The organism is Roseovarius sp. MBR-78 (assembly GCF_040547535.1).
Classification (GTDB): Bacteria; Pseudomonadota; Alphaproteobacteria; order Rhodobacterales; family Rhodobacteraceae; genus Roseovarius.
On sequence record NZ_JBEPPX010000049.1, the window covers coordinates 1 to 10,061 of the forward strand.

The 10,061-nt window shown below is 57.8% G+C and carries 8 protein-coding genes and 2 pseudogenes; 4 read left to right on the top strand and 6 right to left on the bottom strand.

Annotated features, from left to right (window positions below; genetic code table 11):
• Positions 1 to 502: 502 nt before the first annotated feature.
• From ABIE58_RS19485 to ABIE58_RS19500, 4 genes are all read right to left on the bottom strand, one after another.
• A complete protein-coding gene (locus ABIE58_RS19485; RefSeq protein ID WP_354546296.1) occupies positions 503 to 1,267 on the bottom strand; it encodes an SDR family NAD(P)-dependent oxidoreductase in 765 nt (254 codons plus the stop codon).
• Positions 1,268 to 1,281: 14 nt separating this feature from the next.
• Positions 1,282 to 2,604 (bottom strand): TRAP transporter large permease, encoded by a 1,323-nt coding sequence (locus ABIE58_RS19490; protein ID WP_354546297.1) that lies wholly within the window; start codon positions 2,602 to 2,604, stop codon positions 1,282 to 1,284.
• Positions 2,597 to 3,082, bottom strand: a complete 486-nt coding sequence (locus ABIE58_RS19495) for a TRAP transporter small permease (RefSeq protein ID WP_354546298.1) — start codon at positions 3,080 to 3,082, stop codon at positions 2,597 to 2,599. The genes ABIE58_RS19490 and ABIE58_RS19495 overlap by 8 nt, the downstream gene beginning before the upstream one ends.
• 99 nt (positions 3,083 to 3,181) lie before the next feature.
• Positions 3,182 to 4,171: a DctP family TRAP transporter solute-binding subunit gene (locus tag ABIE58_RS19500; protein ID WP_354546303.1), complete on the bottom strand. Its 990-nt coding sequence runs from the start codon at positions 4,169 to 4,171 to the stop codon at positions 3,182 to 3,184.
• 234 nt (positions 4,172 to 4,405) lie between these two features.
• Between ABIE58_RS19500 and ABIE58_RS19505 the strand changes: the two genes are divergently transcribed.
• The 4 genes from ABIE58_RS19505 to ABIE58_RS19520 all read left to right on the top strand — a co-directional run bounded on the left by ABIE58_RS19505 (position 4,406) and on the right by ABIE58_RS19520 (position 8,996).
• Entirely contained in the window at positions 4,406 to 5,272 is an 867-nt protein-coding gene (locus tag ABIE58_RS19505; RefSeq protein ID WP_354546299.1) for an IclR family transcriptional regulator, read from the top strand.
• A 24-nt stretch (positions 5,273 to 5,296) separates the two neighbouring features.
• Positions 5,297 to 6,469: an acetyl-CoA acetyltransferase gene (locus tag ABIE58_RS19510; RefSeq protein WP_354546300.1), complete on the top strand. Its 1,173-nt coding sequence runs from the start codon at positions 5,297 to 5,299 to the stop codon at positions 6,467 to 6,469.
• Positions 6,466 to 8,091 (top strand): acyl-CoA synthetase, encoded by a 1,626-nt coding sequence (locus ABIE58_RS19515; protein ID WP_354546301.1) that lies wholly within the window; start codon positions 6,466 to 6,468, stop codon positions 8,089 to 8,091. Before ABIE58_RS19510 ends, ABIE58_RS19515 begins: the two co-directional genes overlap by 4 nt.
• 77 nt (positions 8,092 to 8,168) lie before the next feature.
• Positions 8,169 to 8,996 carry a hypothetical protein gene (locus tag ABIE58_RS19520; protein WP_354546302.1) on the top strand — a complete coding sequence of 276 codons (828 nt, stop codon included), beginning with the start codon at positions 8,169 to 8,171 and terminating at the stop codon, positions 8,994 to 8,996.
• Between the two features lie 151 nt (positions 8,997 to 9,147).
• On the opposite strand, the pseudogene ABIE58_RS19525 reads toward ABIE58_RS19520, so the two are convergent.
• Together ABIE58_RS19525 and ABIE58_RS19530 are read right to left on the bottom strand one after the other, a co-directional pair.
• A pseudogene (locus ABIE58_RS19525) lies at positions 9,148 to 9,491 on the bottom strand (DDE-type integrase/transposase/recombinase); the annotation flags it as partial.
• A 172-nt stretch (positions 9,492 to 9,663) separates the two neighbouring features.
• A pseudogene (locus tag ABIE58_RS19530) lies at positions 9,664 to 9,810 on the bottom strand (IS3 family transposase); the annotation flags it as partial.
• Positions 9,811 to 10,061 lie beyond the last annotated feature (251 nt).

Here is a 10,061-nt window from a genome sequence, read left to right on the forward strand (position 1 = left end):
GATCTCCTCTGGCGGTGCCAGCCGCCGGTTGGGTGGGTTCCGTTCACCGGGAGATTACGCCACCTTCAAATTTCCACCACCTTCGCGACAGGACCAACAAAACTGCCCGAATTGTCTACGCCATCATGTCGAAAAAGGAAATTTACGAACCCGTCTGAGATTCGGGGCGTCTGAATACCGCTCCAGATGCATTGCAAGGGCAATCGCAGTGATGATGATCTTTGCCGACGCAACCAGAACACCCCGAGGCATTTCCAGGACGTCATAGCCCGGCAACTTGATAGGGACCCGGTTCGCGGACTTCATCAGGGCCAGCGGCATTTACGCCGCGAAAACAGGCCGGACAAATGACCGCACCGCAAAAAGATCAAAATCACAAAGAAACCGCTTGCAAAAAAGGGGCTGTCCACAAATGCAATGCCTCGCCGCCTGATCGGGCCCAAATCAACCCGTCCGGAGAACGCCGCCGCAGAATTTCCACCAGATTCGAGACACAACCTCGTTACCCCTCGCGCAGGGCGGGAAGGCCGACGCCTGTGCTGTCAAACCCTCCATCGGCTGCGATCACCTGACCGGTGACATAGCTTGCCCTTTCAGAGCAAAGAAAGGCGATGACTTCAGCCAGTTCGCGCTCGGAGCCGTAGCGATTGAGCGGGATTGCGTCGTGATAGGCGGCGATGATCTCGGGCGTGTGCACAGCCATCGCCAGCTTGGTGCGCACGGGGCCGGGGCAGACGCAATTGGCGCGGATGCCATGTTCGCCGAGTTCCGCCGCTTGCTGTTTGGTCAGATGGATCACGGCCGCCTTGGACGTGCCATACGCCACCCGCAACGTAGAGGCCCGCAAGCCGCTGATAGAGGCAATATTGACAATCGCCCCGCGGGTTTCCCTCAGCGCGGGTATACTGGCCTGAGATGTCAGGAAAACGCCATCCAGATTGGTCTCCATCACGCGGCGCCACTGGGCAAAAGTGGTTTGTTCAAGCGGGCAGAAATCCGCCACGCCCGCGTTGTTGACCAATGCGTCAATGCGGCCAAACGTATCGCGAACCGAACTGATCATTTCATCGACCTGATCGGGGTAAGACACATCACAGATAAAGGGACTTGCCTGATTGAGCTTCCCGGCAGCCGTGGTCAGTTCGTCGCCATCGCGGTCGATCATCGCGACCTGCCAGCCCTGCTCGATCAACACATGGGTTGTGGCAAGCCCGATGCCACGTGCGGCACCGGTGACAAGGGCGATTTTCGTGATTGGATCAGTCATGGAAAACTCCGCGCTTATTTCATCCAGATGAGCAGGTAAGTGGTCAGATCGGACCAGAAGGCGACAATCGCCAGTCCGATCACGCTGGTGATCAGGAACGGCACGGCGGCAAGCGCGATGCGCTCGAGCGACAGTTTGGCGATATTGGCCGCCACAAAAAGATTGATGCCAACCGGCGGGGTAAACAGGCCGATGGCAAGGTTGATCATCAAAAACACCCCGAACCAGACCGGATCCCAGCCTAGTTCGCGCACCACTGGCAAAAAGATCGGCAATGAGATGAACATGATCGTCACGGCGTCCATGAACATGCCAGCAATCAGCAGGATCACCGTCATCACCAGCAAAATGGTCCAAGGTGATGATGACAGCGTCAAAAGCCCCTCGGAATAGCGGCCAACTACGTCATCGACCGTCACAACCCAGCCAAACAGGCTGGCAAAGGTGACCACCAGCATAACAACGGCAGATGAGGCGGCGGCGTCATTAAGGGCCGTAAAGAGGGTTGCAACGCTAAGGCTGCGATAGACGAAGAACCCAACGAAAAGCGCATAGACGACGGCAACGATGGCCGCTTCGGTGGGTGTGAATATTCCCGCGTAAATTCCCCCGAGGATCACCACAGGGGTCAACAGCCCCCAAACCGCTTCACGAAAGCTGAGCCAAAGCCTGACTGGAAACGGGTGATCTCCGTATGGCATCGGCGCAAGCTGGGCAAGGTTCGACGCCTTTGCCGCAGAGCGCTGACGACTGACCAGTGGCAAGGCCACGAGCATGAGCGCGCCCATGATCGCACCCGGCAGGATTGCAGCGATAAACAGATCGCCGATCGAAACTTCGGCGATCACGCCGTAGATGACCAACCCGATCGAAGGTGGGATCACGATGGACAATGCAGCCCCCGTGCAGACCATCGCAGCGGCAAAGGGACGGGGATAGCCGTCTTCCTCCATGCCGCGGATGATCATTGGGCCAATCGCCGCGACCGAGGCCGGGCCAGAACCCGAAACCGCTCCCCAAAACAGACTGACCACCACGCCGACAAGCCCCATGCCACCTGGCAGATTGCCGATCAGGACGCGGAAGAAACGGATCATCCTGTCAGCCATGCCTGCAGTGCCCATAAGAATGCCCGCAAGTATGAAGAAAGGGATCGCCAGAAGCGAAAACTTGGTGACGCCACTGGCCAGCAGATCACCAACCAGATCAAGCCCAAACCCGATCCGCCACATCGCATAAAGTGACGACAGCCCCAGAGAAAAGGCAACCGGCACCCGCATGGCCAGAAGCACGCCGAACAAAATCAGCATCTGTGTTCCGCTGTCGAGATCAGACATCGGGCATATCCTGCCTTGTCTGCAAGGTGTTCTGAACCAATCGAAACGCAATCAAGGCAAAGCCCGGTGGCAGGCCAAGCGAGTAATACCATGACGGCACCTGAAGCCCTGCCGAAGTGATGCCGCTGGCACGCTGGTTCGCGATCAGTTCAACACAGTAATAGGCCGACAGAAAAAGTAGAAAAACGCCAAGTGCCGTGGCGATCCATTGAACGGCCACGCGACCCGGCGCAGGCAGAAAATCCGCGAACAGGGTCACCGCCAGATGTTGACCACGACGCGCAGCAATAGCCGCCCCAAAGACAGTGAGCAACAAAAAGCCATTCAACAAGATTTCCTGTGTGGACGCAAAAGAAAATTTTGTCAGATAGCGCACCAGCACATTTGCAAAACCGACAAGCGTCATAACAATAAAGATGACGCTGCAAATATACTCTTCGAGCCGGTCAAGATGCTTGAAAAACGAGGATATGTGCATAGCATCCCAACCTGGCCGGTAGCGGCACCTGTTAAATGGCTTTCTGAATGACACACCCGGCGCAAAGGGGCGGGTGTGTCACGGTTGCCGGATCGCGGGTTACTTGCTTTGGTCGATTGCGGACTGGAACAATTCGACCAGTTCGGGCCCGACTTTGGCAGCCCATTTGTCAAATGGCTCTTGAGTTGCATCGCGAAAGGCTTGCAGTTGCGCGTCGGTAGGTTCGTAGACCTCCATGCCTTCAGCCATCAGTTTGTCGAGACCGGTTGCCGTACTTTCGCGGGTGATTTTCTTTTGATAGGCCATTGCTTCGGTTGCCGCAGCTTGCACTTTGGCCTGCGTATCCGCATCCCAGCTGTCCCATTTCTTTTGGCTTACGCCAAGAAAAATGGGATCGTAGGAATAGTGCCAGGGGGTGATATATTTCTGCACCTCGTAGACGCGCTGCGGCACGATCACCGCCCCGATCGGATTTTCCTGTCCGTCGACAACCCCTTGCTGCAAGGCGCTGAAGGTTTCTGTCCACTGCATCTGTTGCGGGTTGGCACCAAGGGCTGACATCACGTCAATATACATCGGACCAGCCACGCGCATTTTAAGGCCCTTCAAATCCTCGGGTGATTTGATCGGGTGCACATTGTTGGTCACCTCGCGAAAACCGTTTTCCCCCCATGCCAGCACGATGATTCCGTGCTCGGCCATGATCCCTTTCATTTTGTCGCCTGGTGCGCCGTTGGTGGTTGCATCCACCTCATCGTAGCTGGAGTAAAGATAAGGCAACGAAAATACGGCCATTTCCGGCACCATCGGCGTGACGTTGATCGCCGAAGTCACCACAAAGTCAAGCGCACCCCGGCCAACCATTTCGGCTTGCTTCATCTGATCGCCACCAGATAGCTGGGCATTCGGGAAAACTCGCACGCTCATGTCACCATTCGTGGCGGCGTCAAGCAGTTCCGCGAATTTTTCGGAGCCCAGTTGCCAGGACGTGGTGTCGCCGGTGTTGTGCGACAAGCGCAGCGTTTCAGCCTGCGCAGCACCTGACAGGGCTGCAGCCACGGTAATGGCCCCAGCTAGAATGAAAGTCATTTTGGACACGGTATCTCCTCCTCGATTTAGCGAACCTTCCTCCGAAGCTCTGCCGCAAGGGTCCATATTTTGGTCAGTGTTACAAGAGCTTTCTGAGCAAAAAATCGAGTTCTCTTCGTAAATCGCCTTGAAAAGTGGTGTTTTTTGCTAAACACTCACCCGAGCAACACTTGGGACGCATAAATAGCCCGCCTGAAGGGCTCTTATGATCCATATTGTGGATGTGGGGTGAGGATGGCGATCCGGAAATCTTCAAGCGATAGTTCTGGTGCGCAAAGCGTGGATCGGGCTTTGGCGCTGCTGTCGCTGATCGGTCGCCATACCGTCGAGGGGATAGGGCTGGTTACGATCGTCGAAGAATCCGGACTGAACCGTCCGACGGCACGTCGATTGCTGCTGGCGTTGATGCGTGCGCGGATGATCGAGCAGGATGCGGAAAGTCGCCGCTATTCACTTGGCGAGGAGGCATATCTGCTCGGGGTTTTGGCCGCGCAACGGTTCAACCTTCTGGATATGGCATTGGACAGCCTGACAGATCTGGCGGCCCTAAGTGGTGACACGGTTTTTTTGTCGGTGCGGCGCGACGCGTTTTCCGTGTGTATCCACAAGGAAGAAGGTGCTTTTCCAATTCGCACCAATGCTTTGGAGGTTGGCTATCGTCATCCGTTGGGCGTTGGTGCCGGATCACTGGCAATGCTGGCGGCGCTACCGGAAGACGAACGCTTTGACGTGCTGGCGCGAAACAGGGCGCTATTGGCCCGGGATTTTCCGGCGTGCGAGCCTGCGCAATTGGAGCCACTGATCGCCCAGGCCCATGAACGCGGCTTTTCGCTGAATCCAGGTCTTGTGTTGAAAAACTCCTGGGCTGTGGGGGTTGCTCTGCGCCAACCCGGCGGGCGGGTGCTCGGGGCGATCTCGATTGCGGCTATCGACAGCCGCATGGGTGCGGAAAGGCAGCTCGAACTGGGCGCGGCATTGCTGCGCGAGGCGGTCAGAGTGGAAACACGTCTGGCCAAGGCATTTGCCTTGCCGAATGCACGGAAACCATCACCGCCGGGTCGATCCGCAGGCCAAAGCGCCGCCGTTTCAGCGACGCAATAGGCCCTTCATGAAAGGAATACTACAATGAGCAAGGCACAAATTGTTGGCTGGGCACACAGCAAGTTCGGCAAATCCAACGCCCCTGACACCGAACATTTGATGGCCGAGGTCATCGCGCCCGCGCTGGAACACGCGGGCGTTTCGCCGCCGGATATCGACGGAATTTTTATCGGCGTGATGAACAACGGCTTTTCAAAGCAGGATTTTCAGGGCGCGCTGGCAGGTATGGCAATGCCGGAACTCGGGATGACCCCGGCGGTGCGGATGGAAAACGCCTGCGCGACGGGGTCTGCCGCGCTTTATTGCGCGCTGGATTTCATCGAAAGCGGACGTGGCAAGATCGCGCTGGTCGTGGGCGCGGAAAAGATGACCGCGCTGCCTACGGTCGAGGTGGGCGATATCCTTCTGGGGGCCTGCTATCGCGCGGAAGAGGCCGATGTGGCCGGCGGGTTTGCAGGGCTGTTCGGCCTGATTGCACAACAGTATTTCCAGAAATATGGCGATTGCTCGGACGCATTGGCGATGATTGCCGCCAAAAACCACGCGAACGGCCTGCACAATCCATTTGCGCATATGCAAAAGTCCTTCAGCTTTGAGCAGTGCAATACCGTATCGGATCGCAATCCCTACGTTGCCCCGCCGCTGCGGCGCACTGATTGTTCGCTCGTGTCAGACGGTGCCGCAGCGATGATCGTGGCGTCAGAGGATGTGGCCGCCGATCTCAAACATGCGATTGCTTTTCGCAGCCGGACCCATACCAATGATGTGCTGGCGATGTCGCGCCGTGACATGACCCGCTTTGACGGGGCGCGCCGGGCCTGGGCTGCATCGCTGGACGCAGCGGGGCTGACGCTTGACGATATGGATCTGGTCGAAACGCATGATTGTTTCACCGTGGCGGAACTGCTGGAATATGAGGCAATGGGTCTGGCCGAACCCGGCAAGGGGGCCAATGTCATCCGCGAGGGTGTGACCACGCGCGATGGCCGCCTGCCGGTGAACCTGTCGGGCGGGCTGAAATCCAAGGGCCACCCGATTGGAGCCACCGGCGTCTCGATGCATATCATGGCAGCGATGCAACTGGCGGACGAAGCGCCTGAAGGCATACAAGCCAAAAGCCCCACATTTGCGGGTGTTTTCAATATGGGTGGTGCCGCCGTCGCCAACTATATGTCGGTGCTGGAACGCGTAAGATGAACGATTGGACGTCCTGTCGGCCGGACCCGAAGGGCGGCCTTGCACCATCAAGCACACGTGTGGCGAACCTTGCGCAACATCTGACGCGCAATGCGCGCCGTCTTGGCGATCAGCTTGCGCTGGTTTGCGGCGAAAACCGTTGGACTTGGGCGGAACTCGATGGGCGGGTGTCGGCGCTCGCGGCGGGATTGCGCGACGTGTATGCCGTTGAAAAGGGCGACCGGATCCTGGTGCAATCGCAGAATTGCAACCAGATGTTTGAAACCATGCTGGCCTGTTTCCGGCTGGGCGCTGTCTATGTGCCCGCAAACTTTCGTCAAACCCCGGAGGAGGTGGCATGGCTCGGCGCAAGCTCGGGTGCGATCGGAATGATCTGCGGGGTTGAATTCCCCGATCACGCAGCCGCTTGCGAAACCGATATGCGTCGCTTTGTCCTTACAATCGGCGGCGATGGTGACGGTGATATTGATACGTTGATCAATGATCACCTGGGCATGCAGGTTCCAGATGTGGCAGTGGATCGCGACGATCCCTGCTGGTTCTTCTTTACCTCCGGCACAACGGGACGGCCCAAGGCATCCGTGCTGACACATGGGCAAATGGCGTTTGTTCTGGTCAATCACCTGAACGACCTGATGCCCGGCACTGGCCCTGCCGATCGGTCATTGTGTCTTGCCCCGCTCAGCCACGGCGCGGGCGTGCACCAGATGACACAGGTGGCGGCGGGTGCGGCAACGATCCTGTTCCCGCCGGGCCGGTTCGATCCGGCGATCGCCTGGAAGATGGTTCAAGAGGAACGTATCAGCAATATGTTCACCGTGCCGACAATTGTAAAATTGCTGGTCGAACATGACAGCGTGCGCCACCATGATCTGAGCACGCTGCGCCATGTGATTTACGCCGGTGCGCCGATGTATCGCGCGGATCAGAAATTCGCGCTCTCGGTGCTGGGCAAGGTCCTCGTTCAATATTTTGGCCTGGGCGAGGTGACGGGCAACATCACCATCCTGCCCGCCGCCGAGCATTCCGAGGATGACGATGCCATGCGTGTCGGCAGTTGTGGATATCCGCGCACGGGAATCGAGGTATCGATTCAAGGCGACGATGGCCGTGAAATGCCCGCAGGCCAGACGGGTGAGATTTGCGTATGTGGCCCGGCCGTGTTCGCGGGCTACTACAACAACCCGGAGGCCAACGCCAAAAGCTTTCGCGATGGCTGGTTTCGGACCGGTGACCTGGGATATCTGGACAAGGAGGGCTATCTGTTTATCACCGGGCGCCAATCGGACATGTATATCTCCGGCGGCTCGAACATTTACCCGCGCGAAATCGAGGAAAAAATCCTGATGCACGACGCGGTAAGTGAGGCGGCGGTTCTGGGTGTGCCTGATCGGGTATGGGGCGAAGCGGGTATTGCGGTCTGTGTATTGCACGCAGGTGCACAGGTCACGCCCGATGCTTTGCTGGCATGGCTGAAGCCAAAGATTTCAGGATACAAGTTACCCAAACAGGTGATCCTGATCGAGGAAATGCCAAAATCGGCCTATGGCAAGGTCACCAAGAAGTTGATCCGTGAAACACTGAACGCACAAGGATTGCTGAAAGGCCCTAACACACCATGAGCGAACACGGGCCTGTGAACCCACCGATGCGGCACCCTGGCGAAATCGCACAAGAACGTGTTGCCGCAGTGCCTGTGATGGCGCAAGATCTGGCGATTGAATTGCGTCCCGGCGATCACGTCGAGGCGGCAATTTGCACCGCGGTGGCAGATGCAGGTTGTGATGCCGCTTGGGTGGATATCGCGGATCTGGTCGCCGAACCGTTCGCCTATGTCATGCCCGCGGCGTCGCCTGACGACCGTCGCGTCGCCTGGTACAGCGAAACCTATCGCCCGCCCGGCAAGGTGCACGTTGCCGTCGGCGGCCTGTCGGTGGGGCGCCTGGGCCAAGGGGATTTCACCCATTGCCACGGCTTGTGGAAATTTCTCGGCGGGGAGGCCCTTGGGCATATGCTGGCCCCCGATTGCATCGTCGCCGAGCCCATAGTCCTGAACGGTGTCGGGCTTCGCGGTGGCCGCTTCGAGCGGCTTGCTGATCCAGAGACCTGCTTTGATCTGTTTCGCGCCTGCCCGGTTGGGTGCAGGATTGAAACACCCGATGCGGTGATGATGACGATCCGCCCGAACATGGACATCAGCCGCACCGTCGAAGAGGTGGCAAAATGCTTTGGTATCAGAAACGGCGCAATCCTCGGGCTGGGCAGCTTGAATGGCGCACGATTTGGCGATGCGCCGAATATGCACTCGGCAATCACCGAGTTCATCATTACCGAAGGAACCCTGCGCTCTGGAACAGCACAGATTGCCCTGTCGGCGGTGGATATATCGGGGACTATCTTTAGGGGAACATTGCAACGCGACGGCGCGCCTGTGTCCATCACAGCCGAGATAGTACTTCGTTCGGCGACCCCTGTCCGGGGTGTTCATGACGCCACTGGTCGCGTCGTGAAGGTTGGGGAAATTTGAAAATCGCGGAATCTCCGGATGATCCAGAACCACCCGAAGACGGCGGGCACGACCATAAGAGTGAGGGGCATTGCCAAGCTATTTTGTCGATGCTGAGATGCGGCATTACCAAGTTGTTTGGCTGGGGCTGAAATGTTCGACGTTTGGTGGGTCATGGTTTCATCACGAGTGCGTATTCTGCCCATAGGCTGAATGCGTCTGCCCGGGCATGGCGACAGGATGTGGCGGTGAGGCGATAGCGGCGGGGTTTGAAGATCGTGTTGATCTGGTCATGCGCGGCAAGGAAGCGCTGTGCCGTCTGGGGGACTTGAACCGCCCCATGATTTTCTCTCGTCGTCGCGTCGGCCTGTGACTGCCCTCGATCCGGTTGTTGAGACCCTTGTGCGCCCGGTGATCCGCACCGGGTGCCAGGCGCGAGATTGGTTTTGTATAGCTGCGCAGCTTGTCGGTGATGACCACCCTCGGCGGGCCGAATTGAACGATGAACCTTGTCATACCAACGGCCTTAGCCTTTGACTTGTTGATCGCCCCTGAGAATTGACCCGGCATTGTCGCCGAGATCTGACCCACCCAGTGTTATGTTCTTTGCGTCATGATGGCGCCAATGCTGCTGTGTCAGAGCTGGTTCTGAGTCGCCCCGGTTTCACCGCAGACCTTTTGCTTCATTTTACGCGACCATATCGAACACGTCGCGCTGTGCATAGAAGTTCTGTTCGGCCTCGGCTGGCGGGATGTTTCCGATGGGCCCAAGCAGGCGGCGTTTGTTGAACCAGTCGACCCAGCCAAGGGTGGCCATGTCCAGACACTGCATGGAGAAGTGGTTCGGTTGATATGAACAGGTTCCGGACGTTTTCCAAGTGGATTTCCGCCTCTGTTACGCCGCTACCGCCTCGGGTACTGGCTGATTGAAGTCGGCCTGATCGGGGGTCTTCCCGTCAAGTGTCAATGTGCATTCAAAAGTGACCCGGTGTGATCATCCAAAAATGACCCACCCCCGAGGTGGCAAAGCCCACAGGCGAGCGGCCACCAAATAGCGAGCTCGTCTTTTGGGCTTTGCTTGCGGAG

What these genes read in the sequence shown, in the direction of transcription:
- ABIE58_RS19510 (WP_354546300.1), top strand. Translation starts at nt 5,297, where the DNA reads ATGAGCAAGGCACAAATTGTTGGCTGGGCACACAGCAAGTTCGGCAAA.
- ABIE58_RS19500 (WP_354546303.1), bottom strand. Translation starts at nt 4,171, where the DNA reads ATGACTTTCATTCTAGCTGGGGCCATTACCGTGGCTGCAGCCCTGTCA.
- ABIE58_RS19495 (WP_354546298.1), bottom strand. Translation starts at nt 3,082, where the DNA reads ATGCACATATCCTCGTTTTTCAAGCATCTTGACCGGCTCGAAGAGTAT.
- ABIE58_RS19520 (WP_354546302.1), top strand. Translation starts at nt 8,169, where the DNA reads ATGGCGCAAGATCTGGCGATTGAATTGCGTCCCGGCGATCACGTCGAG.
- ABIE58_RS19490 (WP_354546297.1), bottom strand. Translation starts at nt 2,604, where the DNA reads ATGTCTGATCTCGACAGCGGAACACAGATGCTGATTTTGTTCGGCGTG.
- ABIE58_RS19485 (WP_354546296.1), bottom strand. Translation starts at nt 1,267, where the DNA reads ATGACTGATCCAATCACGAAAATCGCCCTTGTCACCGGTGCCGCACGT.
- ABIE58_RS19505 (WP_354546299.1), top strand. Translation starts at nt 4,406, where the DNA reads ATGGCGATCCGGAAATCTTCAAGCGATAGTTCTGGTGCGCAAAGCGTG.
- ABIE58_RS19515 (WP_354546301.1), top strand. Translation starts at nt 6,466, where the DNA reads ATGAACGATTGGACGTCCTGTCGGCCGGACCCGAAGGGCGGCCTTGCA.